Genomic DNA, 23,591 nt, shown 5'->3' with positions numbered 1-23,591 from the left:
AAATGTGGGAGCGGGCTTGCTCGCGAATGCGGTGGATCAGTCAAAGTATGTGCTGACTGGTCTACCGCATTCGCGAGCAAGCCCGCTCCCACATTGGCTATGCAACGTTTTTGCCGACCGCGATCCCATGCTTATGCCCCCACTGCCTGCATCCGGCTCGAACGGAAATCCTTGGGCGACACCTCGAATTGCTTCTTGAACGACCGGCTGAAATGCGCAGAGTCGGTAAAACCCCACTTGTAGGCAATCGAGGTGATCGACTCGCTGCGCAGGAACGGGTTGGTCAAGTCATCCGCACTGCGTTTGAGCCGCGCCCGCTGGATATAGCGGCAGACGCTGTCGTCCTGCTCTTCGAACAGACGGTACAGGTGGCGTACCGAGATGTTCAGCCGATTGGCCAGGCCGATCGGGCTGAGGCCAGGCTGGCTCAGGGACTCATCGATGACCTTCTGCACGTAGCTGCGCAGGTTGTTGCCCTGCAACGCCGCCAGACCCTCGCGACACTCGTCGCCCTGCTCCAGGGCCGAGCCCAGCAGCGACACGAAAGCGCTTTGCAGCGCCTCCACTTCACCTGCGCCGTCTTCGGTGTCGTCCTTGCACAGTTGATCCATCAGCACATGCAGCATGCGCCCGCAGGCCTTGGTCGAGGAGATCTTGCCAAAGGCGCGTGCGTCGCCGCCCAGGTGCTTGCACACCTGCGGGCGCGACAGGGACAGGGACGCGTGTTCGATGAGGCCGAAGGGGGTGATTTCGATGGAGCCTACCGAGTCCATCAGCAGCATCTCGCCGGGGGCCAGTTGCAGGGTCTGGCCGTTCTGTACGATCTGCGAGTAACCGCTGCGCTGGCTGACGAGGAAGCAATCCTGGTCGTTGTCGTGGTCGGCATGGTGCGCCGGGCGTTTGATCAGCCCGGCATTGGTGCGCAGGATCGCGACGCCGCGTGGTAGGTCTTTGATCTCGCCGATGAACAGTGAGCGGTTGAATGCCAGTTCGGTGTCGAAGTAACCGCACGCGGCGCGTAGGTCGCGGTTCCAGGTGTCCAGCCCGTCGTGTGCATGCTGTGGGATGCTCATGGGGTGTCTCCGCAAAGGATTCTTTTTGTTGTTCTGGCGCAATAGTTAACATGTTATCTATATGCGCGCAACAACAACCTGTTTGCCCTTTGCAGAAGCACTAATGATGCCAATCGGGAGAGTTGCGGGGTGTCTACTGTAGGAGCTGGCTTGCCGGCGATGGCGGTTTCACGGGTGTCTGGGATGCTTGGGGTGGAGTACATATCCGTTGCTGTGGTAACGGCTGGTATTGGTTCCGCCCTTACGGCGGGTCACTTTGGAAAAGCCCCAAAGTAACCAAAAGGGCTCTTGCCCCAACACTCGGCACCTCGCTTAGGCTCGGTGTGCCCTCACTCCGGCTTGAATCCGTGGGCCGCCGCCACGCGCCATCCATGGCGCGGGGCGGCTAAACCGGCATCCCTGCCGGTTTACCCCCCAAATCCATGTCAGATTCCGGCCAGCGTGTTTGACGGGGCGCCTAGGATCAACAGCAAGATCAAGGGCGCTCGCTTCGCATCGAGAGTGGTTTTTAGAGGCTGGATAGCAGTTGTTGCAGGCCTTTCAGGGTTGTCAGCAGGTGGGTGCGTTGTACTGGGCTTAGGGCTATGTAGCGTCGAAAGGCCGGTAACCGATTGACCACTTCACTGCCGCCCATATGCTCCAGGCGCACACACCATTGCTGACCTTGCAGCTCGATGCGCAGGCGCTTGAAATCCAGCGGCATCAGCGCCTGGAACACCCCGTCGTCCGCGACCAGGCGCGCCTGCAACTCACGCCCCAATGCCTGATTGCCGGAGCGGCGCCGTACACGAATGCCAGTGCGTCGAATCGCGCCACCATGGTGCACTTCGAAGCTCGCCATGCCTCCTGTCGCAGCAGGCACACGCAGCACAAACTCAGTCAACACCAGGTGCATCAACAACTGCGACTCGGTGCGTTCGACGATCTCGAACGCCACGCCGTCCACTTCAAGTGTCGCCAACCCGAGGTTGCGCCGCAGGTGCGCCAGGGTCACTCCCGGTCGGTAGCCTGCCGGCGCGCGCTCGGCGCGAAACAGTTCAAACAGTCTTTGCCGCAAAGTCGCCATAACGCTCATCGGCCAGCTCCGGTTGATGACTGAATTCCTTTGCCAACACGTCCTCCACGGAGGCCGGCTTGAAGGGGTTGACCTTCTGCACCACCAGGGTCCAGAACAGCGCGTACGCGGCTGTGCCGCCCAACATCACACCGAACGGCACGTAGATGTCCGCCGGGTTCATACCCGGTGGCGTGATGAACCACATGCCCAGCAGAATGCCGATGCTCGACACGATCTGCGGCAGTGGGAACCACGGCGAGCGATACGCCCGTGGCAGGTCCGGCCGGCGGATGCGCAGGCTCACCACCGAGATCGTCACCAACAGGTAGGCAAAGCTCCACGCACACACCGCCGCCAGCACCAGGTGCATGATGTTGTCGGTGTTGCCGCCCAGGTACAGCGCGTGCAGGCAAGGAATCAGCATCGCCACCAGGATGCACAACAGCGGCGTCTTGAAACGTGGGTGCAGGTAGGTGAAGACTTTGGGCAACGCCCCATCCACCGCCATGCCGTAGAGAATGCGTGGCACGCCGGCCATCAAGGTGTTGATGGTGGCCGCGCCGGCAAACAGGAAGCCGATGCCCAGCCACAGTGGGCCGATTTGGCCCATCACCTGCTCGGCGAATTTGGGGATGGCCATGGGTGTGTCCAGCAGGTGCACGCCGGAGGCGGCATCGAGTACCACGTTTTCGACCTGGCGTTTCATCGCTGCGCCATAGATGAACATGCACGTGGCCACGCCCATCAGCCCCAGCATCATCGCGCGCGGCATGACCTTGGCCGATTGGCGCAGGTCTGGCGCCAGCGGTGTGACGAATTCGCAGCCGACAAACATGAACATCGCCATGCCCACCAACGACAGCACGGTGATCAGGTCGGTGCCCACCAGCGACTCACCGAACCAGCCATCCAACTGCACGGCGGGCGCGGCGATCAGGCCCAGCACGCCGAACACCATCAGGGTGGTCCACATGCCGAAGGTGAGGATGATTTCCGCGCGGCCAAACGCGCTGACACCAAACGCGTTCAGCACACCAAAGACAATCACGAAGCCGACGCCCAGCAGCCACGAACCGCCGGCCGACTCGGCCAAGGTGTTGAGGTGTTCGAAGTTCACCAGGGCCATGACCCCGGACAGGATGGTTTCGGCGGTGCCGGCGAACACATGCACGATCAGGTAGGCCGACAAGGTGCCGGTGATCGCGAAAAACCGCCCCATGCCGCAGTTGATGTAGTCGTACACCGAACCGGTGGTGGGCAGGATCGAGGCGGCCTCGGCGAAGGTGGTGGCCTGGGCCAGCATCATCACCACGGCGATCAGCATCGCCAAGGCAAACGCACTGCCGCCGATGCCAAAGCCCATGGTGGCGGTGAGAATCACCGGGCTGGCCATGATCAGGCCAATGGTGCTGGCCAAGGCGGTGGGGAAACCTACCGTGCCTCGGTTGAGGTGCGCGGTGAGTCGGTCGTTGATCGACATGATGGGGTCCTCGAAAGCGGTTTTTTTTAATGTGTCAGCACTCTGCGCCCCACTCGAGTTGATCGTCTTGCCCCTGTCTGCCGCCGGTTTTGTTGCTCCCTGCCACAGCGTAGGGCGTGGCGGCCTGGGTCAATTCCCTGGCACGCAGGGAAAAGACTTCGCCCTCCGCGCTCGCCCTAATGCGCCCTCACTCTTAACCAAGATGGGGACAATAACAATGGAGCACACACTGAAAAATCGTCGCCTGCGCCAGGCGGTCGGCCTGGGCATTGCGCTGCTGATGGGCCAGGCCCAGGCCATCGAGTTGTATGCCGATGCCGACACCAGGGTCACCGGCAACTTCCTCGCCGTCTATGGGATGTTCAACAGCCCGAAGAACTACGATGGGCGCAGCGGCGGTTCCACCTGGCGCGAGGCCTTTATCAAGTACGGCCTGAGCGTGGACCAGAGCCTGGGCGCCTTTGGCGGCGTGTATGGCACGGCCAACCTGGTGAGTTCCGGCACCTGGGGCGATGGCGATGCGTCCGGGGTCACCACCGGCAAGGAACGCACCACCAAGTTTGACGAAGCCTTCGCCGGCTGGCGCTCCGGCGATCTGTTCCCGGCCTTGGGCAAGGACGGCGTGGACCTGTCGTTCGGCCGCCAAATTATCATGCTGGGCGACGGTTTCCTGATCAATGATGACGGCCCCAACCTCGGCAAGGGCGTGGGCGATGGGGAATTCAACCGTGGCGGCGCCTACTACATCGCCGCACGCCATGCCTTCGACAGGACCGCCGTGATCCGCCTGGGCGGCAAGGATGGCGTGCATGGCAGCCTGATGTGGATCAAGTCCGACAACCCCGCCCAGGCCATGACCGAAATGGCCGCCGGCACCCTGGAATACAGCGCCGCACCGGGTACCCTGGGGCTCACCTACATTCATGGGATCGACGTGGATGAACGCTTCGCCAGCGAGGTGCAGCGCCAACGCAAGGGCATGAACCTCTATAGCCTGCGCGGCGCGGGCAATGCCGGCATCGACAACGCGCACTTCGCCTTCGAACTGGCCCGCCAGGACCGCCGCGACAGCCAGCAGAATGCCGGTTACGCCGAAGCCGGCTACACCTTCGCCGGCCTGCCCTGGTCGCCGGACCTGACCTATCGCTACGCGCGCTATTCAAAGAACTGGGACGCAATGTTCGCAGGTTTCAACCGGGGCTACGGCACGTGGGTGCAGGGTGAAGTCGCCGGCAATTACTCCGGCCCGTACAACACCAATACGTCGGTGCAACACGTGGCATTCAAGGTCAAACCGCTGGAGAACGTCACCCTCGGCGCGCTGTTCTTCGACTACACCACTGTCAGCACGCGTGGCCAACTCAATCTGGATGGCCGCGAGCTGGACCTGTACGCCGAATGGGCGGTGAACGAGCACCTGATCATCACGCCGCTGCTGGGCCTCTACAAGCCCAACAAAGATGCCGAGACCGGCGGCAACCAGGTCGGTGGCAACGGCACCAACGTCTACAGTCAGTTGGTGGTCGCCGTGCCGTTCTGAACCGTCTCGGGCGCGCACGGACGCAGCGCCTGGACCTCGGCATAAGCGCCCTGGTGGTACAACAGCGGCGCACGACCGAAATCATCGAAGGCCACCACCTTGCCGATCATGATCCAGTGGTCGCCGCCATCCACCTGCTGGTACTTCTCGCAGTGAAACCGCGCCGAGCAATCGGCGAAGACCGGCGAGCCACCCTCCCCCGGTTCGTATTCGATCAGGGCAAAGCGGTCTTCGCGGGGGCGCGCAAAGTTGTTCGACAGGTGCACCTGATCGGCCGCCAGTACATTCACCGCAAAATGGCTGGCCTCCTCGAACACCTCGTGGCTGTTGGAACGTTTGTCGATGCTCCACAGCACCAGCGGTGGGTCGAGGGATACCGAGTTGAAACTGTTGGCGGTCACGCCCACCTTGCGTCCGGATGCGGTGGCGGCGGTGACCACGGTCACGCCGGTGGCAAAGTTGCCCAGGGCGCGGCGAAAGGCCCGTGGATCGAAAAGGCTGCTGTCAGACATGCAAGACTCCCGGGCGCCATCGGATGGGCGCCCTGATTGTTGTGAGGGGAACAACGCGCTACACCATGCTCGGGTCTGGCTCCAGGCCCATCAGCTCGCGGCCAAGGATCTGCGCGCAGACGTCGTAGTCGGTGTAGGCATGGGCACCGGTCATGTGGGAATCACGGAACAGGCGCTGCATTTCGTTGTGTTCGAACCAGGCATTGCCACCGGCCGCGGCGAACAGCCGGTCCACGGCTTCGATGCACATTTTCGTTGCGTAGGCCTGGTTGGTGCGCCAGAACGCCAGGGTTTCGCGGCTCGGGTAGCGGTGCGCGGCGCTGTGTTCGGCGTGGTCCTGCCAGGTCTTTTCGAGGAATGCGCGAGCGGCCGCCACTTGGTGGGTGGATTCGGCCAGGCGCATCAAGGCGGGCGTGGCCGCACCGACGGCGGCCCCGGTGTAGGCACGCACGCGGTTTTTGGTTTTTTCGCGGAACACCTCCAACATGCGCTCGGCCACGCCAAGGCTGACGGTGGAAAACCCGCTGGCAAAATACGGGCGGTACGGCGCGTAGAAAATCTGGCTGTCGGGATAAAGGCCGAAACCTGCGGACTTGCCTTCCATCATGTCCTTGGCTTTCTGGATGCGATGCTCGGGCACCCAGGCGTTGTCGATGACGAGGGTCTTGGTGCCACTGCCCTTCATGCCGGCGGCGAACCAATCGTCACGGATCTGGTAGTCACTGCGCGGCAGCACGGCGAAGCAGTAATCCTGGCCGCCTTCGGCGTTCTGCCGACGGCAGCCGACAATCGCCCACTCGCCATGGTCACAGCCGCTGCTCCAGCCCATTTCACCACTGAAGTGCACACCGCCCTCGCCCTCCACCACCCGGCCAAACGGCGCAATACTGCTGCTGGCGGTGGCGTGCGGGTTTTCGCCCCAGATCTCCTGCTGTAACTGCGCCGAAAACAGCGCCAGTTGGTGGCTGTGGGTGCACAACAAGCTCATGGCCCAGGCGGTGCTGGCGCAACTGCCGGCGAGCAAGGCGATGCAGTCGGCAAACTCGGGCAGCGACAGTTCCAGCCCGCCAAAGGCCTTGGGTTGAAAGGCGCGGTGCAGGCCGATGCTTTTGAGCAAGGCGATGTTTTCATCCGGCACCTGACGCTGCTGTTCGGCCCGCGTGGCATTCGCGGCAATCAGCGGCAGGAGGGGCTTGAGGTCTTCAAGGAGCGGGTTTGGCTTTTTCATGGACGGCCCTGCTTATTATTGGAAGTCCGGCAGGCGCTCCGGGTTGAGGAACGACGCGGGATGCAGGGCCAGTATCGAATGGGTCGCGCCGCTGGAAAATGCACGTTCCACAGGCAAGGTTGTACTTTTCATAGGCGTGGCAGCCACAGACATCTCGCGCGGCAGGCAGAGTCAAGCCATGACTCGGTGCCTTGGTTACCCTCGGGCTTTCCTTTGTGAACTGCCAGGAACCTGCCATGAGTGATATCCCGCTGCTACCCCAAGTCGAAGCCTTTCTGCGTCGGCCCCATGGGTTATTCATCGACGGCGTGAACGTGCGCAGCCATTCCAGCGAGACCCTGGCCGTGACCAACCCGGCCACCGGTGACGTGATTGCCCAGGTGGCCGATGCAGACCTGGCGGATATCGACGCAGCGGTGGACTCCGCCAACCGTGGCTTCCAGTTGTGGTCCCAGGCGTTACCCGCGACACGCGGTAACGTACTGCTCAAGCTCGCGGACTTGCTGGAACGCAACCGCGAAGAGCTGGCGCAGATTGAAACCTGCCAGTCCGGCAAGATCATCCAGATTGCCCGCGCGTTCGAAGTCGACCAGGCCGCGCACTTCCTGCGTTACTACGCGGGCTGGGCGACCAAGCTCAGCGGCCAGACCCTTACCCCGTCGCTGCCCTCGTTCAATGGCGAGCGCTACACCGCGTTCACCCTGCGTGAACCGGTGGGCGTGGTGGTGGGCATCGTGCCGTGGAATTTCTCCACCATGATCGCCATCTGGAAACTCGCCTCGGCGCTGGTGACCGGCTGCAGCATCATCATCAAGCCCAGCGAATTCACGCCGCTGACCCTTCTGCGCATCGCCGAACTGGCTGTCGAAGCCGGGTTGCCAGCCGGTGTGCTTAACGTGCTCACCGGCGGCGGACATGTCGGCAAAGGCCTGGTGGAACATCCTGGCACCCACAAAGTGTCCTTCACCGGCTCCGTGCCGACGGGCATCGCCGTCGGCCGCAGCGCCATGGGCGCCGGCCTCACCCGTGCGACCCTGGAACTGGGCGGCAAGAATGCCGCCGGTTTCCTGCGCGATGTGGACGTGGAGAAGGCGGTGGACGGCATCATCGAAGCGGGCTTTTTGCACTCCGGACAAATCTGCGCGGCGGCCGAGCGTTTCTTCGTGCATCGTTCGCAAATGGACGCTGTGTTGGACAGGCTCAGCCAGCGCCTCAGTCGCCTCACCATCGGCTCGCCACTGGATGAGCGCACCGAATTCGGCCCGGTCACCCACCACCAGCACCAACTCAAACTGCTCGGTTACTTCAGCCAGGCCCGCGCCGAAAACAACACGATCATCCATGGTGGCACCCTGATTGACCGTCCCGGCTGCTACGTCGAACCCACGGTGATCCTTGCCAACAGCATCAACGACACCCTGCTCAACGAAGAAACCTTCGGCCCCATCGCCACCTTCCTGCCCTACGACAGCGAAGACGAGCTGCTCGCCCTGATGAATAACGGCCCCTACGGCCTCAGCGCCAGCCTGTGGACCAACGACCTGGGCAAGGCCCTGCGCATGGTGCCGGCGATCCAGGCCGGCACCGTGTGGGTGAACATGCACACGCTGCTCGATCCGGCGGTGCCTTTTGGGGGCAGCAGGTCGTCGGGGGTGGGACGGGAGTTTGGCAGTGCGTTTATCGAGGATTACACCGAGCTGAAGTCGGTGATGATTCGGTACTGAGGTTGCGGATAACGACCATGACTTCTGTGGCGAGCGGGTTTGTTGTGGTGAACGAGCTCGCTAGCCAAGGAATACCCACCTGCCACACCCTCTGACTTGTACTCACGCCTGCGCAATCACCGCCTCCGCCTCGATCTCGATCAACCACTCCGGCAATGACAACCCGCTGACGATAATCCACGAAGACGGCGGCGGGTTGTGCGGGAAGCGCTGCCGCAGCGCCTGCGCGATCGGTTCCTGCTGGTCGCGGGCGGACTCGGCGATATACAGCCGCAGCATGATCACATGGGACAGATCACCGCCGACCTCGGCCAGCACCTTGTCGATATTGTCGAGCGCAGCGGCGGTCTGCTCGGCAATGCCTGGGCCGACCGTGCGCTCGTCCGCATCCACCCCCACCTGGCCGGACAGCATGATGCGCCGACCCTGTGGCACCTCAAGGGCCTGGCTGAAGCCGTATTGCAGGGAGTTGAATACAGTCGTGGGATTGATGACCTTTCGTTGCATGACGCTTCCTTGTTGTCGGTAGGAAAACAAGGCTAACCCAAAGGCATCGCTCAATCTGACGGTTCAACATCCCGCAACATATCGGGGTCAGGGCTTGCGCTGTGTCACCCGCCACACTTTGTTCCCCACATCATCCGCCACCAGCAATGCACCCTGCTCGTCCAGGGTCACACCCACCGGCCGACCTTGCGCTTCGCCTTCGGCATTGAGAAAACCGGTGAGGAAGTCGACCGGTGCACCCGACGGCTTGCCCTCCTTGAACGGGATAAATACCACCTTGTAGCCCGCTTGCGGGTTGCGGTTCCAAGAGCCGTGTTCACCGACAAACACCCCATCGGCAAAGGCAGCCGGCATGCCGCGCGCATCGGAAAAGGTCAGGCCCAGCGGTGCGACGTGAGTACCCAGGGCGTAGTCCGGCGCGATGGCCTGGGCCACCTTGTCCGGGCGTGGCGGTTGGACGCGCACATCGACGTGGCTGCCGTAGTAGCTCCACGGCCAGCCGTAGAACGCGCCGTCCTGCACCGACGTGAGGTAGTCGGGCACCAGGTCGCTGCCGATTTCGTCGCGTTCGTTGACCACCGTCCACAGTTGGGTAGAACCCGGTTTCCACGCCAGGCCGTTGGGGTTGCGCAAGCCGCTGGCGAACAGGCGTTTCTCGCCGCTGGCCACGTCCAGCTCCCAGATGGCCGCACGTCCCTCCTCTGCGTCGAGGCCGTTTTCGCCGACGTTGCTGTTGGACCCCACCGTCACATACAGCCGGGTGCCTTCGGGGTTGGCCAGCAGGTTTTTGGTCCAGTGATGGTTGATGCCGGCCGGCAGGTCGGTGACCTTGACCGGAGTGGCGTCGATATGGGTCTGGCCTGGGGTGTAAGGCACCTTGACCACCGCGTCGGCATTGGCGATATACAAGTCGTTGCCCACCAGCGCCATGCCGAACGGCGACATCAGGCCGCTCAGGAACTCGGTCCGCACTTCGGCATGCCCATCGTGATCGGCATCGCGCAGCAAGGTGATGCGATTGGCGCTCGGTGTATCCGCGCCGACACGCCCCATCACCACACCCATCGCCGTGCGCCGTGCCCAGGCGATCACACCCGTGCCGCCGTCGGTGGCACCTTCGGGCATGGGCGGGTGATTGCTTTCAGCGACCAGCACATCACCGTTGGGCAGGGTATAGACCCAGCGCGGGTGATCGAGGTTGTCGGCCAGGGCTGTGACGGTGAAACCCTGCGGCGCAGTGGGTTGCACGCCGTCGGGCCAGCCCACGGCCTTGGAGACCTTGAGCGTGGGGATCAAGGAAGTACTGGGTTCGGGCAGTTGCGGCGAAGGGCCGACACCGGCTTGGAACGGTAATTTGGACGCTTCGCCACAGGCGCTGAGAACAGCTGCGGCGGCAATCAGGAGCGCAAGGCGGCTCGGTACATTCATGGTGCAAACCTCGGGGCAGAAACCTCAGGGAGTATTGCCCTATAACGCGCGGGTAACCACCGGGCGTGGCGCAATTGAATGTTAACCGGGGGGCACGAATGGCATAGAAGGCCGTTTTTATCGGACTGAGCCGGCGGTGGTGCAGAGGGTCGAGATTGCGCAGTTGTTAGTCGATGAGGTGCTAAACCGGGAATGCCCGGTGGCCTGATCAAACACGCACTTCCATCAGACAACACAATCCCTGTGGCGAGGGAGCTTGCTCCCGCTGGACTGCGTAGCAGTCCCAATCTGTTCAAACATAGAGTTGGGGCCGCTTCGCGACCCAACGGGAGCAAGCTCCCTCGCCACAGTTACAGTGTTTGTCTGGACCGACTGGGATTAGGGCTTGCCGGCGATAGCAGTGCGGCGATCCGACAAGCCAGCTCCCATACACATGATCCCTTGCGTCTGAAATGCTGCGCTCGCCATCAGACCTTCACTGCTATCATCAAGCCACTACTGAAGATATGGACGTCGCTATGCGCCTGATAACAGCTCCCGCTTGTTTGCTGGCAGCCTTAACCCTGGCTGGCTGCAGCATCAAGCAAACCGTCACGCCGGTTGCCTTCAGCGGCCCCCAGGCGCCTGAGATCTGCATGATCCCCGCCGAAGGCTTGCGTGCCGGGTTCAATGCCACCTACACCGCGCAGTTGCGCAGCAAAGGGTTCCAGACTCGTGAGCTGCGGCCCGGCACCCCACCGGCCAGTTGCGCCCTATCGACGACCTACATTGGTCAATGGAGCTGGGACCTGGCGCTGTACATGAGCTATGCCGATATCCAGGTGTTTGAAAATGGCCGTCAGGTGGGCAAGGCGCTGTATGACTCGACCTCGGGTGGCGCTCGAATGGGCAAGTTTATCGATGCACAAAGCAAGATCATCGAGATGACCAACCAGTTGTTCCCGAATGCCTCCTATGGTCCGGGACTGCCTACCAACTCCCCATCGCCAGACTGAACGGCGAAAACTCCGCGAACTGCCACCGCAACGCCAACGCCGCCGGGCGGCGCACCACCTGTTCCACCGTCACCGTCCACAACCGCTGGGCGCCCTCGAACAGCGCCACTTCCGGGCCGTCGAGGATCAACGTGCTACGCCCGGCCACTTGCAGTACATCCCCCGACTCAAAATCGATGAACAACAGCCCGGCCACCGGGTTGGCTTGCAGGTTGCCCAGGGTGGCGAAAAACAGGTTGCCGGCAAAGTCGGGGATGGTCAGCACGTTGCCTTCGACCCGCACAAAACCCGTGTTGCCACCTCTGTGAGAAACATCCACCGAGCGCTGGCCGTCCACCTCGACGTAGCTGGCGACGAACAGCGTGTCGACGTTGCGGATCAGGGTTTGGGCGGCTGCGTCCAGGTCGTTGAAGCGCTCGACCGCCGTGCCGGGTTTACGGGCAATGCCATCGACCGGGCGCAGTTGGATGTACTTGGGGCAATTGCCGAAGGTGTGCACCACGTCGACCGAAAAGCCATCGTGATCGAGTGCACCCACACGGCCGTTCATGCGATTGCGACGCCGGGTGTTGAGGTCGATGCCCAGCAGGCCGACGGCTGCCCCCTCACGCAGGGCGTTGCGGGCCGGGTCGGTCGCGGACGGCAGGCTGTCGATCTGCAGGGTCTGCGGGTCCGGCGAGTGGGCAAAGCCTGGCGCGCCTTCGATCATCGTCGCCCAAGGGATGCCCTGCTCGTCCACCGCGCCCAGCACCAGGTAAGGCAATAAGGGGTAGAAATCCCGGTGCTGTTCCGGCAGGTGATCACGGATCACCTTCGGGCCGACCACGGCCATGCGGTCGGCCACGCCCACCGCCTCTTGTATGTGCCGTTCGCCGGCATGCCAGGGAGATTGTTCGATCAGGTTCATGGCGAGCACCTCAGGTTGGATGTGTCGATGCTGCGCCCTGCCAGCCGGTGTGAGAATCACCACACCAGGCAATCCACTATTACGCCAGATGAAATGCCGGGTGTTCGCGCAGCGCCATTACGCTGTGGTCGACAAAGCTGCGCACGCGCATCGGTGCGTTGCGACCTTCGCGGTACACCACCTGCACCGGCAGTGGCGGCAGTTCAAAATCCGGTAATACGCGACGCAGTTGCCCGCTCAGCAGGTGTTCGTGCACCGGATAACTCAGGCAACGAATCAACCCCGCGCCCTGCACCGCCGCATTGATCGCACCCTGTACCGTGGCGCAGCCCAGACGGGCACGGGCCTTGAGTTGATAGCCCTGGAAATCCCAATGCACCTGATCGGCGCTGGCGATCAGCCGGTGCTGCTTGAGATCGTCCGGGTGTTGAGGCTCGCCGTGAACAGCCAGATAGGCGGGACTGGCACAGAGGATATGCCGCACCTGCCCCAGCGACCGGGCGATCAATGACGAGTCGGGCAGTTCACCGACGAGGATGGCGACATCGAGCCCTTCTTCGTGCAGGTTCGGGTAATAGTCGTGGTAGCTGACGACCAGGTTCACCTCGGGATAGCGGTCCAAGTAGTCGGCCAGGACCGGCGCCATCACATAACGGCTGAACAGGAACGGCAAAAACACCCGCAGATTGCCCTGGGCCTGCACATGCAGCCCCTTGGCCGAGGCTTCGGCGGCGTCCACCGCAGCGAGCAGGCGTACGCAGTCCGCCAGGTAGGCGCTGCCGGCGTCGGTAAGGCTTACGCCACGCGTGCTGCGCGCCAGCAACGGCACGCGCAAACGCGCCTCCAGGCGGGCAATCGCGCGTACCAGGGTCGGGCCGGAGACCTGTGCGTCACGCGCCGCCGACGCCAGGCTCGGCTGCCCGGCCAGCGCGGCGAACAACTGCATATCGCGATAACGCTCCATCAGCTGCGCCGTTTCATCGCCGGGTTCAGGGCGGCGTCCTGGCCCAGGCGATGGGTAAGGAAGTCGACAAAGGTGTTGATCTTGGCCGGCACCCGGCCGCTCTTATGGAACACCACTTGGATCGGCAGCGGCGCCGACTCATAGGCTTCGAGGATAATTTCCAACTCTCCCGCCGCCACCGCGGCTGCCACCTGATAGGACAACACCCGCGTCATGCCCCAGCCCAGGCGCGCCAGGTTGATGGCCGCATTGTTCGCCGTGACCACCAGACGTGGCTCGATGGTTACAGTCAAGGGTTGGCCGCCGTCCACAAATTCCCAGCCGCTCACCAATGAACTGGACGACGACGTGGCGATCTTGGCCTCACGCAACTGCGACGGATGCGTAGGCCGCCCGTACTGTTCGAGGTAGGCCGGCGATGCGCAGACCACCCGGCGCACTTCGCCGACCTTGATCGCCTGCTGCCCCGGCTCATGCAAGTGACCGATACGCACCGCCACGTCCACCCCTTCGTCGGTCATGTTGACCACGCGATCGACCAGTAAGGCGTTGATGTTCACCAAGGGGAATCGGTCCAGGTACTCCCCCAGCACCGGTGCCACATACAGCTCGCCAAACAGAACCGGCGCAGTCACGGTCAGGTGACCGCAAGGGATGGAATAGCTGCCTGCCGCCGCTTCCTCGGCTTCATCGAGCTCCGCCAGGATGCGCCGGCAATCTTCCAGGTAACGCTGGCCGGCTTCGGTGAGGTGCAAACTGCGGGTGGTACGCGCCAGCAATTGGGTGCCGATGCGCTCCTCCATGGCGGCGACGGCGCGGGTCACGCTGGGTGGCGAGGTTTTCAGGCGGCGCGCGGCAGCGGCAAAGCCCTCCTCCTCGGCCACCGCCAGGAATACCTGCATTTCGTGAAATCGGTCCATCGGCGCGCCTCTAGAAAGTTATTGCGACTGCAAGCCTACCGCCGTGCGCGGCATGCCCACGAACCCCGGCAATGCCTCGATGCTGGCGAGCCAGGCGCGCACATGAGGGTAGTCGGTCAGCGCCACATTGCCTTCCGGCGCGTGGGCGGTGTAGGTGTAGAAAGCCACATCGGCAATGGTGGGTTGCTCGCCGACCAGGAAACGGCTCTGGCTCAGTTGTGCTTCAACCAGCTTCAGCAAGGCGTGGGAACGGGCAATGACGGCGACGGTGTCAACGTCGGCACCAAAGACTGTGGCCAGTCGTGCAGCCGCAGGCCCAGCGTGCAGTTGGCCGGCAGCGGTCGACAGCCAACGTTGCACGCGGGCCTGCCCCACCGGGTCGCTCGGCAACCATTGGCCTTTGCCGTAGGTGTTCGCCAGGTAGATCAGGATCGCATTCGAGTCCGCCAGTACCACGCCGTTGTCATCGATGGCCGGCACCTGGCCGAACGGGTTGATGCCGGCAATGAACTCGGGCGCCTTGTGGGCGGCTTGCTTGAGGTCCACCAACACATAGTCCGTGGGCAAGCCGAGCAGCGACAGCATCAGCTCAACGCGGTGGCTGTGGCCGGACAACGGGAAACCGTAGAGTTTGATCATGAGGGGCTCCAATAAAGTGGGGTATCAACGCCCCGCATGTTCCGCCGCTGCCCCAGCCGTTGGAATCACCAGGATTTACAATCCAGCATTTCACCCCATGAAACAATCACCCGACAGGCAAAAGGGGGACAGGTTCTCGCCGGGATCATCAAGCACCCCGGAGCGACTGGAGCGCAGGCAAGAGTCTGTCTACGCTCTGCACCGAGTGGAGCAAGGAATCGTTCCAGTCGCTCCACGTATTCAAGGAGCAATACCCATGAAAGGATCACGTACGCCCATCGCCCTGGCCCTCGCGGCGCTGGCATTCACCGCCCATGCCGATCAAGGCACCGACACCGTCGCCCGGCTCAACCAACTCTACAATGACACCCGCCAGGACTGCGGCGGGCCGTCCAAGCCAGCCTTCCTGTGTTCCGGCGTGTTGTTTCGCGCCACGTGGCCTTCCACCGACTATCAGTTCTACAGCGTCAGCCCGAAAAGCCAGGCCAGCGGCGGCGTATCGGCCTCCTACCTGCGCAAGGATTCCAAGTACCGCAAGTTGGCGTACGGCCTCAAAAGCGGCTTCATCTTCGACACCATTTTCGGCAACCCCAAGGATCATCAGGACTACGCCGTGCTGTGTTCCTTCCCCATCGACGCCGCCACCGACGATCGCAACCAGCAAGGCTGCACCGACTCGCGTCGAACGCCAGGCGTCGTCGAAAAGTACTGCCATGAACAAGGCATCACCACCGCCGAGCAATGGGGCGTCAACTACAAGCAGAACCGGGGCGATCACTCGCGCCAATGCTCCTTTGATGTGCGTGACGAACGCAACACCGCCGCAGGCCCGGCGTTCTATCAGAGCATTCGGGCAATGGCGACGATTGCCGACGAATCCTTCACCACCCAGAACGAACTGCGCCTGGCCAAGTGGGAGGAAAACCCACCGAAATCACCGTCGATCCTCGCCCTGTTCTACACCGAAGACGCCGGCCTGGAAGGTGCACGTTTGAACCAGTTGCAGTGGTACAAAGCCGTGGGCAACTACCTGCCGGTGATCAACATGAAACTGCCGCAGACCCGCCAGCAGGAGGCGTCGTTCGCCTACGACAGCAAGAAGCAGGTCATCCAGCCCATCACCGAAAAGAACAGCTGCGAGCGTTACGTGCAAAGCGCAACCTGGATGGAGCGCGACGACCCAGGCTTTGGCCGCAAGATCATGACCTTGGAAGTGACACCGACCGACTGCGGCCGCCAGGTCAAAGACGGCCAGACCAACAACTTCTTCAACGAACTGGCCAGCGACCACTACCTGGATGCCGGCTGGAAGGACAACCCGGACAACCGCGACAGCAACGTCGGCAGCATGCGCCGCCAACTGGTCTGCCACTTCAATATCGCCCGCAGCAAGCCGGAGTGGAACCTGGAGCCGTCGCGGCCGTATACCTCCAATGAGGATTCGATTGCCAAGGGTTGCAACAACACCTGAGTCAGGAACGCTCCTGCAGCCGATCGCGCAAGAAGCGATGGCTCACGGAAAACAACCGCCGGTAGGTGAGCAGCACCGCACCTACCGTGCCCAGCGCCGACGCCGCGGCAATCAGAAACATGATCACGATCTGATACCGCACCGCATCCACCGGGCTCTCCCCCGCCAGCACCTGCCCGGTCATCATGCCGGGCAGGCTGACGATGCCCACTACGGTCATTTGGTTAAGCGTCGGGATCATCCCGGCGCGCACGGCCTGGCGGATGGCTTCCTGCGCGGCTTCCCAGCGCGAGCCGCCGAGGGCCAGGATCATTTCGATGGTGTTGCGGCCCGAGGTCAGTTCCTGGGTCATGCGTTCGATCCCCAGCGACACGCCGGTCAGGGTGTTGCCCAGGATCATGCCGAGGATCGGGATCGCATATTGCGGCTCGTACCACGGGTGGATGCGAATCACCGCAAACAAGCCCACCGCCGTCACCAGCCACGAACTGCCCCACACCGACAGGATGCTGTCCACACGCTGCCCCCGGTAAGTACGCCGCCCGCGCCCCGCCGCCGAGATGCCGGCGATCAAGGTCATGGCGCACATCAACGGCAGCACCACGTACCAGTAAGCGAACTCGAACACCCAGCCCAGCAGGTAACCGATGGCCAGCAGCTGCACCACGGTGCGCACTGCCGCCCACAACAACTGGCGCTCCAGGCCCAGGCGCAGCAGCAGGGACAGCGCGCCGTTGATCAGGATCAGCGAGGCGGCGATACCCATGTCCAGTGCGGTGAGGTTTTGATAGTTCATGGCTGGGCCACTCCACTCAATACACCGGCACTCATCTGCAAATGGATGTTGCTCATGCGCCGGGCCTGGTCCAGGTCGTGGGAGACCCAGATACAGGCACGGGCGCGATCAGCCGCAAACCAGGCGTCGATCAGCGCTTCCACTTCGCGGGATGAGGTGGGGTCGAGGGCGGCGGTGGGCTCGTCGAGCAGCAGCACTTCGGGATTGAGTTGCAGAGTGCGGATCAGCGAGACCACCTGGGATTCACCGCCCGACAGGTCGGCGGCGCGCTTGGCCAGAAAGTCCGCAGTCTTGCCGGCGTGACCCAGCAGCGTGGTCACCGTGGCAAGGTCAAAGCGGCGTTTGCGCGACGTCTTGAGGCTAAAGGGGAAACGCAGGTTGTCTTCCACCGTGCCATCGAGCAGCGCCGGGCGTTGCGACAGGTAGCTGATGTGGCAGCGGTAGTGGGGAATCTGCGCGTTGCCGATCGGCTGGCCGTTCCACAGGATCTGCCCGGAGCTGGGCGCGTCCAGCAGCGCCAGTGCACGCAGGAACACGCTTTTGCCGGAGCCGGATGAGCCGGTGATCGACACGCGATCGGCGGCATTCAAGGTGAAATCGGTGGGCTGGAGCAACGCCACGTGGCGGCGCTCGTCCATGCGCGTAAGGGCGCGGGTTTCGATTAACGGGGTGTCAGTCATGAACTCTTTACTCGGTTGAACGGCTTGCAATCAAAAACCTCACTGCCTATATTCCCTGCCTGGCGCTCTCTACGCCACCTTCCGCGGAAAGGGCTGCGCCCAAGACACTGCAACATCCTCTTTTTCTACGACTCCCCACCTTGAAGCGGAAAAGGTTTGTGCAAGGAGATCGTATGTCCCGCCACTTCAATACCGATGGCCGCCTCAACCTTGAGCAACAGCGCAAGCGTGCCAAGGAACTGCTGCCACGCCTCAAAGCCGAAGACCCGAACGCGACCTTGTCCCTGGCCCAATGGGAAATCGCCAAGCAGCTGGGTTTCAGCAGTTGGCCCAAGCTCAAGGCGCATGTCGATGCTATCGACTTCGCCGCCCGCCACCCCGACTTTACCGCCAGTGACGAAGCCCGCACCACCCATTGGCGCTGCGGCAATGACATTGCCCACAGCCTCCAACTGGCGGGGTTCAAAGGACAGTTCCGGATGCTCACCGACCCGCTGTGTATGGGCCCGGTCCGCGATTTGCCCAGCCAAGCCTTCCGTGCGATGCGCAGCGCTTTTATCAGCCAGGCCTTTGCCATCGATGAAGCTGATGCGGCACGCCGTGTCGACACTGAATACGACCACCTCGAAGCCTTGGCCAGCGCCGATCACAGTGTGCTGTGGTGCGAAGCGGATGCCTATGACCAACTGTTCCTGATTCGCGCACTGGCGGGTCTTGAGCAAGCACCGCGCAAGCTGGAACTGATCGAGGTCGACCGCATTCCCGGCGTGCAGCGTTTTATCGGCATCGGCCAACTGGCGCCGGATGTGTTGGCGTGGCTGTGGCCGCAACGGCGCTTGATCGATGATGACGCCGTGCAACTCGCCAGAGAGGCTTGGTCGGCGTATTGCGACAGCTCGCCCGTCAAGTGGGCGCAATTGGCCCATGGCAGCCACCCCGCCTTACCGTTTCTGGCCCCGGCGCTGTTGCGTCAGTTGCAAGAGTTGCCCGGTCTGCGCGATGGGCTGTCGCTGACCGAACGCCTGGCCCTGACGTACCTCGCCGAGGCTGGGCCAACGCCCTTCGGTCGGGTGTTTGCCGAACTGATGGCCAAGCGTGAGCCGCTACCGTTTCTGGGGGACATGATGTTTCACGCGCTGCTGCGGCCGTTGATCGATGGCGACAACCCTTTGCTGACAGCCACCGAGCCACACCTGGAATGGCCACGCCAGGTGCTGGCGTTGACGGCGCTGGGGCAAGCCGTGCTGAACGGCCACGCCCACTGGCTGGATCATGCCAGCCATGGGCGCTGGGTCGGTGGTGTCTGCCTGCGACCTGGCCAGCCTCATTGGGCGATGGATGAAAACATCCTGCCTGTATGGCGCCCGTGATTAGGCTAAGGTGCGCCCATCCAACTTTCATCTGCGAGACTGTCCATGCGTAACCTGATCTTCGCCAGCCTGTGCCTGCTGGCGGGCTGCCAACAAACGCCACCCGCCAACGACCAACTCGATGCCGTGCTCTGGACACAGACCTCCATCGAGCATGAGCTGATCTACCGTCAGCTTTTCGCCAATGCCACCCGCCAACTCGACGTGGCGCTGGCTGATCCGACCTGGGACGCCCTGCCCTTCCCCCCGCGTAACCTCAAAGGGTTGCCGCCGGCGGTCGTGGTCGATATCGACGAAACCCTGCTGGACAACGTGCCGCTCAACGCCCGCGATGTGGTCAACAACCAGGTTTATTCCTACGACCGCTGGAACACCTGGGTCGACCAGGCCAAGGCCCAGGCATTGCCCGGCGCAGTCGCCTTCGTGCAAGCGGCCCAGCAGAAAGGTATTGCGGTCTACTACCTGACCAACCGTGAACACAGCCAGGTCGCCGCCACCGTGAAAAACCTGCGCCTGCGCGGTTTCCCGGTGGAAAGCGACGAACACATCCTCGCCGCCAGCACGCCGACTGGGCACTGCGAAAGCGCCGGCTACGGCAAGAACTGCCGCCGTCAATGGGTCGCCGCCCATGCCCGCGTGTTGTTGATGGCCGGTGATTCCCTGGGGGATTTCGTCCAGGCCGAGCACAACACCGTCGCAGATCAACGCAAGGCCGTGGCGCCCTATGTGAACTGGCTGGGGCAGCGCTGGTTTCTGTTGCCCAACCCGACGTATGGCAACTGGTACAGCGCGCCGTATGGGGATGATGAGAAGTTGCCGTTTGAGCAAAAGCGCAAGCTCAAGCAACAGGCGTTGCAGTTGCAGGAATAGTCCACGCGACTGAACGGTGGGCATCAGGTTGTGCCCACGATCCCAATCTGATTCAAGCCACAAGGTCATATGGATATGAAACGGGTACTTATCGCCTGGCTCGGCCTGTTATCGCTCACCCAACCCTCACTGTCCTTCGCGGACAACCTCAACGGGAAAACCCTCTTTTCCCAGCGGTGTGCGATGTGCCACGGCGCCGATCTCAAAGGCACAGGCCCCTTGGCCAACAAGAGCAATCCGCCCACCCCCGACCTGACCACCGCGGCGTTCAAAAAGCGCCTGAATGACTATCCAGGCGTTATTGTCTCGTCGATCATCCTTCGCCCCAATGGCGACTTGATCCCAAGAACCTTGCGAGAGAACGGCGTGAAGCTGGCGCCGTTCGCTTGGAGGGTTGACGACTTCCGCGATTTGAACCAGTACATGAGCGGTGTGATTGCAAAAAGTCGATGAATCTCACACCGCTCTTGCCGCGATCGCCTCCACTTCGACCAACGCGCCGGGCAACGGCAATGCCACCACCTGCAACGCTGTGCGTGCCGGTTTATTCGGTTGCTCAGGCGTACCAAAGAACTGCGTATAGCCCGCCTGCAAGCCGGCGAAATCCAGCTTGCCGCCCGTCTCTTCGGCCCCCACCAGAAACACCCGCAACTGCACGATGTCGCCCAGGTCCAGGTCTTGCTGGCGCAGGATCTTGCGCAGTTTGTTGAACACCGACACCGTCTGCACTTCGGTCGTGCCATAGGCGGCCGGCGTGCCCGCCGGGGCGTTTGCATCGTGCAGATCAGGCAAGGTGCCGCTGACAAAGATCAGGCTGGCGGAAGCCGGTACGGTGACGGTCTGCGAGATCGGGAAATCGCCGACGCTGGTGCGTTGAATGCTGTCGCTCAAGATGACTCTCCTTATGAAGCGGCAAGTGCCGCACTGTGCCGTTGTTGGGTAACCCGTTCAGCCAGTTGCCCGACCACATGGCGCGCCGAGTTGGCCGCCGATTCCTGCCAGATGCCCACGCCGCTTTGCACCAGGCCATCACCGGCGAAGTACACACGGCCGTGGCCGGCTTCGAGCAAGGCGCTGGCGTCGGCCGGGAAGTGTTCGCGTTGCAGCCACGGGCCTTCGCTGTAGGGGATCTGTTCCCAGGACACCGCCAGCGGATTGCGCAGGTGTCTGGAATAACCGGGGTGCAGCAGTTCCACGGCTTCTTTCGAGGTGGCGTACTGCTGGTCGAACGGTTGCGCACCAAATACGTCGGCGCCCTCGCCGGTCACGTAGCCCGCCACCAGCAAGCCTTCGCGGGTATTGAGGTCGTTGCTCGGGTACCACAGCAGGCGCGTCGGGTGTTCGATCCACGACAGGCCACCGTAGGTGCGGTAGTCGGTTTCCCAGAATCGCGGCGACTGCCACGCCACTTTGGTTGCCTGGTCGCTGCGGGTGCTGAGCAAGGCGGCCTTGATCGGGTCGCTGAAGTCGGTGTCGAGCTTGGCCAGCAGCGGCAACGGCAGGGTCGAGATCAGGTAGTCGGCGCGCACCACCTGTTCGCGACCGCTGAGCTTGTCGTGATAAGTAACGGCTACGCCGTTTTCCAACTGGCGGATCTGCCGCACCTGGGCGCCCAGTTGCACCTGGCCCCGCACGCGCTGGTAGAAGGCATCCGTGATGCGGTCCATACCACCGACCGGTTGGAACATGGTGGCGGAGAACTCCGGGAATTCCGTGTGCAGTAACGCGCCCCACAGTTCCGGGTGCAGCAGTTGATCGAGTGATAACGGGCGACGACTGGCGGGCAACGCGCCGGGATGCGCAGGTGATTCCAGGTGCCCCGAACGGATCGTGCCCTCGAAGGCCAGCGCCTGTGGCAGGTCGCCATACACCTGCAGGAACGCCAGCAACCGCCTGCGTTCCTCAGCGCTCAATACATCATCGAGGGCATCACGCTGAACCGCCTTGGCCAGCAAGCCGGACACATGCCCACGCGCATCGTTGATGGCCTGGCCGACGGTGAATGCCGGCTTGCTCACATCCGGCCGCACCTGGGCGCCATGGCTGCTGTTGACCAGCACCTCCAGCGGTACGCCCAACTCGCTGCAATAGTCGAGAATGGTGCGATGCTGGCTGGGAATCCGCGCCGGCCCGGCGTTGAAGTAGTGCCCGTGTTCGAACGCTGCGGTTTGCGTGCGGCCGTCCTTGTAATCCACGCGATCGCCGTTGCGGATCGTCCAGGTGCGGCCGCCCACGCGGTCACGCGCCTCCAGCACTTGCACCTCGAACCCGGCGCGGGTCAACTCCAGTGCCGTCACCAGCCCCGCGATCCCGGCGCCCAACACCAGCACGCGGGTGCCCTGCCCCAGGCCATCCTTGAGTTTCAGCGGTTGCGGGCGCCGGTGTGAAGACGGCCCCAGGCCCAATGCCGCCAGTGCCTCCTTGACGGCCTTTTCGCCGCCTACCGCAGCAATGCTCGACAGCGCTTCACGTCGTGTCAGTCCCATGTTCGATGCTCCTTAATCCGGCAGGCCCGGTGGGTTGATCAACGACTGGTCGACGCGCTCGATATCCAGGCCCCAGCGTTGCAGCACCTGTTCGTATTGGCCACCGGCAATCGCGCCTTCCAGCGCGGTGTGAATCGGCTGGACCAGGCCGTTGTCCTTGCGCGTGGTCACCGCGATATCGGCTTTTAAAGGCCAGCCACCATTCACCGTGCCGACAAGCTTGATACCTCCAGTGATTGCCGCCGAATAGGCGTACACCGAGTTAGGCCCGAACAGCGCATCGCTACGCCCGGATTGCACCGCCAGTTGCGCGGCGGCCTGGTCGTCGAAGTACTGCAACAGCGCCGGCTTGAGCCCGGCCTTTTCATTGGCATCATTCCAGGCCAGCAGGACCTTTTCCTGGTTGGTGCCGGAGCCAACGATGATCTTCAGCCCGGAAATATCCTCGGCCTGCTTGATCGCGCTGATCTTGCTGGTGCTCTTCACATAGAACCCGAGCACGTCCTGGCGGTAAGTCGCGAAGTCGAAGCGCTTCTTGCGCGCCTCGGTCACCGTGACGTTGCTGATCACCGCGTCGTACTTGCCCGAGCTGACGCCCAGGGGCCAATCTTCCCAGCTGGTCTGCACCACGTTGAGTTGCAAGCCCAGGCTGTCGGCGACCAACTGCGCCGTATCGGCCTCGCTGCCGATGGTGGTCTTGTCGTCATTGGCCAGCAGCGCCAGCGGCGGCCCGGCCACACCGGACACGGCCACGGTGAACTTGCCCGGCTGGGCGAACTTGAAGCCCGGCGGGATCTGCGCGATGGCCGCTTCGTTACGCGGTACATGAATGCGCGGGCGGTCGGGGCTGAGGTCGACCTGTTGCACGGCGAATGCGCTTTGTGCGGTGCTGACGGCCAGCGTCAACAGGGCGATACGAGCGGTAGAGATAATCATGGGCAGTC

Annotated in this window: 22 protein-coding genes and 1 pseudogene; 7 read left to right on the top strand and 16 right to left on the bottom strand. The window is 62.8% G+C overall.

Features of this window, described 5'->3' with window-relative positions; genetic code table 11:
• Positions 1–131: 131 nt before the first annotated feature.
• From feaR to CI807_RS17890, 3 genes are all read right to left on the bottom strand, one after another.
• On the bottom strand, positions 132–1,073 hold the full coding sequence (feaR, locus tag CI807_RS17905; RefSeq protein WP_095015582.1) for a transcriptional regulator FeaR: 942 nt from the start codon (positions 1,071–1,073) through the stop codon (positions 132–134).
• A gap of 508 nt (positions 1,074–1,581) precedes the next feature.
• The gene (locus CI807_RS17895) at positions 1,582–2,148 is read right to left on the bottom strand and encodes a DUF3156 family protein (protein WP_095015581.1); all 567 of its coding nucleotides are present in this window, start codon (positions 2,146–2,148) and stop codon (positions 1,582–1,584) included.
• Positions 2,111–3,610, bottom strand: a complete 1,500-nt coding sequence (locus CI807_RS17890; RefSeq protein ID WP_095015580.1) for an APC family permease — start codon at positions 3,608–3,610, stop codon at positions 2,111–2,113. Before CI807_RS17890 ends, CI807_RS17895 begins: the two co-directional genes overlap by 38 nt.
• A gap of 217 nt (positions 3,611–3,827) precedes the next feature.
• Here CI807_RS17890 and CI807_RS17885 point away from each other — a divergent pair, with 217 nt between their 5' ends.
• The gene (locus CI807_RS17885) at positions 3,828–5,150 is read left to right on the top strand and encodes a hypothetical protein (RefSeq protein ID WP_095015579.1); all 1,323 of its coding nucleotides are present in this window, start codon (positions 3,828–3,830) and stop codon (positions 5,148–5,150) included.
• A gap of 32 nt (positions 5,151–5,182) precedes the next feature.
• On the opposite strand, the pseudogene CI807_RS17880 reads toward CI807_RS17885, so the two are convergent.
• A pseudogene (locus tag CI807_RS17880) lies at positions 5,183–5,662 on the bottom strand (flavin reductase family protein); the annotation flags it as partial.
• Positions 5,663–5,720: 58 nt separating this feature from the next.
• Entirely contained in the window at positions 5,721–6,890 is a 1,170-nt protein-coding gene (locus CI807_RS17875) for a p-hydroxyphenylacetate 3-hydroxylase oxygenase component (protein ID WP_028617044.1), read from the bottom strand.
• A gap of 236 nt (positions 6,891–7,126) precedes the next feature.
• Here CI807_RS17875 and CI807_RS17870 point away from each other — a divergent pair, with 236 nt between their 5' ends.
• Positions 7,127–8,614, top strand: a complete 1,488-nt coding sequence (locus tag CI807_RS17870) for an aldehyde dehydrogenase family protein (RefSeq protein WP_095015578.1) — start codon at positions 7,127–7,129, stop codon at positions 8,612–8,614.
• Positions 8,615–8,716: 102 nt separating this feature from the next.
• Here CI807_RS17870 and CI807_RS17865 read toward each other — a convergent pair whose 3' ends face one another.
• Both CI807_RS17865 and CI807_RS17860 read right to left on the bottom strand, forming a co-directional pair.
• On the bottom strand, positions 8,717–9,121 hold the full coding sequence (locus CI807_RS17865; RefSeq protein WP_095015577.1) for a RidA family protein: 405 nt from the start codon (positions 9,119–9,121) through the stop codon (positions 8,717–8,719).
• Positions 9,122–9,208: 87 nt separating this feature from the next.
• Complete coding sequence (locus tag CI807_RS17860) at positions 9,209–10,549, bottom strand: sorbosone dehydrogenase family protein (protein ID WP_095015576.1); 1,341 nt, start codon at positions 10,547–10,549, stop codon at positions 9,209–9,211.
• A 518-nt stretch (positions 10,550–11,067) separates the two neighbouring features.
• Between CI807_RS17860 and CI807_RS17855 the strand changes: the two genes are divergently transcribed.
• Entirely contained in the window at positions 11,068–11,544 is a 477-nt protein-coding gene (locus CI807_RS17855) for an Sbal_3080 family lipoprotein (protein ID WP_095015575.1), read from the top strand.
• On the opposite strand, the gene CI807_RS17850 is transcribed toward CI807_RS17855, so the two are convergent.
• From CI807_RS17850 to CI807_RS17835, 4 genes are all read right to left on the bottom strand, one after another.
• Positions 11,519–12,451 carry a pyridoxamine 5'-phosphate oxidase family protein gene (locus CI807_RS17850; protein WP_095015574.1) on the bottom strand — a complete coding sequence of 311 codons (933 nt, stop codon included), beginning with the start codon at positions 12,449–12,451 and terminating at the stop codon, positions 11,519–11,521. The genes CI807_RS17855 and CI807_RS17850 overlap by 26 nt on opposite strands.
• A gap of 79 nt (positions 12,452–12,530) precedes the next feature.
• Positions 12,531–13,415: a LysR family transcriptional regulator gene (locus tag CI807_RS17845; protein WP_095015573.1), complete on the bottom strand. Its 885-nt coding sequence runs from the start codon at positions 13,413–13,415 to the stop codon at positions 12,531–12,533.
• Positions 13,415–14,335: a LysR family transcriptional regulator gene (locus CI807_RS17840; RefSeq protein ID WP_095015572.1), complete on the bottom strand. Its 921-nt coding sequence runs from the start codon at positions 14,333–14,335 to the stop codon at positions 13,415–13,417. Before CI807_RS17840 ends, CI807_RS17845 begins: the two co-directional genes overlap by 1 nt.
• Positions 14,336–14,353: 18 nt before the next feature.
• Positions 14,354–14,974 carry a glutathione S-transferase family protein gene (locus tag CI807_RS17835; protein ID WP_095015571.1) on the bottom strand — a complete coding sequence of 207 codons (621 nt, stop codon included), beginning with the start codon at positions 14,972–14,974 and terminating at the stop codon, positions 14,354–14,356.
• A 256-nt stretch (positions 14,975–15,230) separates the two neighbouring features.
• Between CI807_RS17835 and CI807_RS17830 the strand changes: the two genes are divergently transcribed.
• Complete coding sequence (locus CI807_RS17830) at positions 15,231–16,445, top strand: DUF2599 domain-containing protein (RefSeq protein ID WP_095015570.1); 1,215 nt, start codon at positions 15,231–15,233, stop codon at positions 16,443–16,445.
• A 1-nt stretch (position 16,446) separates the two neighbouring features.
• Here the strand turns inward: CI807_RS17830 and fetB are convergent, their stop codons facing one another.
• Positions 16,447–17,241: an iron export ABC transporter permease subunit FetB gene (fetB, locus tag CI807_RS17825; protein WP_016978449.1), complete on the bottom strand. Its 795-nt coding sequence runs from the start codon at positions 17,239–17,241 to the stop codon at positions 16,447–16,449.
• Complete coding sequence (locus tag CI807_RS17820; protein ID WP_095015569.1) at positions 17,238–17,921, bottom strand: ATP-binding cassette domain-containing protein; 684 nt, start codon at positions 17,919–17,921, stop codon at positions 17,238–17,240. Before CI807_RS17820 ends, fetB begins: the two co-directional genes overlap by 4 nt.
• A 173-nt stretch (positions 17,922–18,094) precedes the next feature.
• Between CI807_RS17820 and CI807_RS17815 the strand changes: the two genes are divergently transcribed.
• The 3 genes from CI807_RS17815 to CI807_RS17805 all read left to right on the top strand — a co-directional run bounded on the left by CI807_RS17815 (position 18,095) and on the right by CI807_RS17805 (position 20,614).
• Positions 18,095–19,291 carry a DUF1835 domain-containing protein gene (locus CI807_RS17815; protein ID WP_095015568.1) on the top strand — a complete coding sequence of 399 codons (1,197 nt, stop codon included), beginning with the start codon at positions 18,095–18,097 and terminating at the stop codon, positions 19,289–19,291.
• Between the two features lie 45 nt (positions 19,292–19,336).
• Complete coding sequence (locus tag CI807_RS17810) at positions 19,337–20,161, top strand: 5'-nucleotidase, lipoprotein e(P4) family (RefSeq protein ID WP_095015567.1); 825 nt, start codon at positions 19,337–19,339, stop codon at positions 20,159–20,161.
• 75 nt (positions 20,162–20,236) lie between these two features.
• Entirely contained in the window at positions 20,237–20,614 is a 378-nt protein-coding gene (locus CI807_RS17805; RefSeq protein WP_218239523.1) for a c-type cytochrome, read from the top strand.
• Positions 20,615–20,617: 3 nt separating this feature from the next.
• On the opposite strand, the gene CI807_RS17800 is transcribed toward CI807_RS17805, so the two are convergent.
• Genes CI807_RS17800 through CI807_RS17790 form a run of 3 tightly spaced genes read right to left on the bottom strand, consistent with a single transcriptional unit; the run spans position 20,618 to position 23,583 of the window.
• Positions 20,618–21,052, bottom strand: a complete 435-nt coding sequence (locus CI807_RS17800) for a RidA family protein (RefSeq protein WP_095015565.1) — start codon at positions 21,050–21,052, stop codon at positions 20,618–20,620.
• Positions 21,053–21,063: 11 nt separating this feature from the next.
• Positions 21,064–22,647: an FAD-dependent oxidoreductase gene (locus tag CI807_RS17795; RefSeq protein WP_095015564.1), complete on the bottom strand. Its 1,584-nt coding sequence runs from the start codon at positions 22,645–22,647 to the stop codon at positions 21,064–21,066.
• A 12-nt stretch (positions 22,648–22,659) separates the two neighbouring features.
• Complete coding sequence (locus CI807_RS17790) at positions 22,660–23,583, bottom strand: ABC transporter substrate-binding protein (protein ID WP_095015563.1); 924 nt, start codon at positions 23,581–23,583, stop codon at positions 22,660–22,662.
• Between the last annotated feature and the right edge of the window lie 8 nt (positions 23,584–23,591).

The organism is Pseudomonas sp. NS1(2017) (genome assembly GCF_002269425.1).
In the GTDB taxonomy this organism is placed as follows: Bacteria; Pseudomonadota; Gammaproteobacteria; order Pseudomonadales; family Pseudomonadaceae; genus Aquipseudomonas; species Aquipseudomonas reactans.
This window is presented reverse-complemented; position numbering and strand designations above follow the sequence as displayed.

Excerpts from the sequence above, each read along its gene's own strand:
- CI807_RS17805 (WP_218239523.1), top strand. The coding sequence starts at position 20,237 with ATGAAACGGGTACTTATCGCCTGGCTCGGCCTGTTATCGCTCACCCAA.
- CI807_RS17820 (WP_095015569.1), bottom strand. The coding sequence starts at position 17,921 with ATGACTGACACCCCGTTAATCGAAACCCGCGCCCTTACGCGCATGGAC.
- CI807_RS17855 (WP_095015575.1), top strand. The coding sequence starts at position 11,068 with ATGCGCCTGATAACAGCTCCCGCTTGTTTGCTGGCAGCCTTAACCCTG.
- CI807_RS17870 (WP_095015578.1), top strand. The coding sequence starts at position 7,127 with ATGAGTGATATCCCGCTGCTACCCCAAGTCGAAGCCTTTCTGCGTCGG.
- CI807_RS17840 (WP_095015572.1), bottom strand. The coding sequence starts at position 14,335 with ATGGACCGATTTCACGAAATGCAGGTATTCCTGGCGGTGGCCGAGGAG.
- CI807_RS17895 (WP_095015581.1), bottom strand. The coding sequence starts at position 2,148 with ATGAGCGTTATGGCGACTTTGCGGCAAAGACTGTTTGAACTGTTTCGC.
- CI807_RS17795 (WP_095015564.1), bottom strand. The coding sequence starts at position 22,647 with ATGGGACTGACACGACGTGAAGCGCTGTCGAGCATTGCTGCGGTAGGC.
- fetB (WP_016978449.1), bottom strand. The coding sequence starts at position 17,241 with ATGAACTATCAAAACCTCACCGCACTGGACATGGGTATCGCCGCCTCG.
- CI807_RS17845 (WP_095015573.1), bottom strand. The coding sequence starts at position 13,415 with ATGGAGCGTTATCGCGATATGCAGTTGTTCGCCGCGCTGGCCGGGCAG.
- CI807_RS17860 (WP_095015576.1), bottom strand. The coding sequence starts at position 10,549 with ATGAATGTACCGAGCCGCCTTGCGCTCCTGATTGCCGCCGCAGCTGTT.
- CI807_RS17790 (WP_095015563.1), bottom strand. The coding sequence starts at position 23,583 with ATGATTATCTCTACCGCTCGTATCGCCCTGTTGACGCTGGCCGTCAGC.
- CI807_RS17890 (WP_095015580.1), bottom strand. The coding sequence starts at position 3,610 with ATGTCGATCAACGACCGACTCACCGCGCACCTCAACCGAGGCACGGTA.
- CI807_RS17875 (WP_028617044.1), bottom strand. The coding sequence starts at position 6,890 with ATGAAAAAGCCAAACCCGCTCCTTGAAGACCTCAAGCCCCTCCTGCCG.
- CI807_RS17865 (WP_095015577.1), bottom strand. The coding sequence starts at position 9,121 with ATGCAACGAAAGGTCATCAATCCCACGACTGTATTCAACTCCCTGCAA.
- CI807_RS17885 (WP_095015579.1), top strand. The coding sequence starts at position 3,828 with ATGGAGCACACACTGAAAAATCGTCGCCTGCGCCAGGCGGTCGGCCTG.
- CI807_RS17815 (WP_095015568.1), top strand. The coding sequence starts at position 18,095 with ATGTCCCGCCACTTCAATACCGATGGCCGCCTCAACCTTGAGCAACAG.
- feaR (WP_095015582.1), bottom strand. The coding sequence starts at position 1,073 with ATGAGCATCCCACAGCATGCACACGACGGGCTGGACACCTGGAACCGC.
- CI807_RS17835 (WP_095015571.1), bottom strand. The coding sequence starts at position 14,974 with ATGATCAAACTCTACGGTTTCCCGTTGTCCGGCCACAGCCACCGCGTT.
- CI807_RS17810 (WP_095015567.1), top strand. The coding sequence starts at position 19,337 with ATGCGTAACCTGATCTTCGCCAGCCTGTGCCTGCTGGCGGGCTGCCAA.
- CI807_RS17830 (WP_095015570.1), top strand. The coding sequence starts at position 15,231 with ATGAAAGGATCACGTACGCCCATCGCCCTGGCCCTCGCGGCGCTGGCA.
- CI807_RS17850 (WP_095015574.1), bottom strand. The coding sequence starts at position 12,451 with ATGAACCTGATCGAACAATCTCCCTGGCATGCCGGCGAACGGCACATA.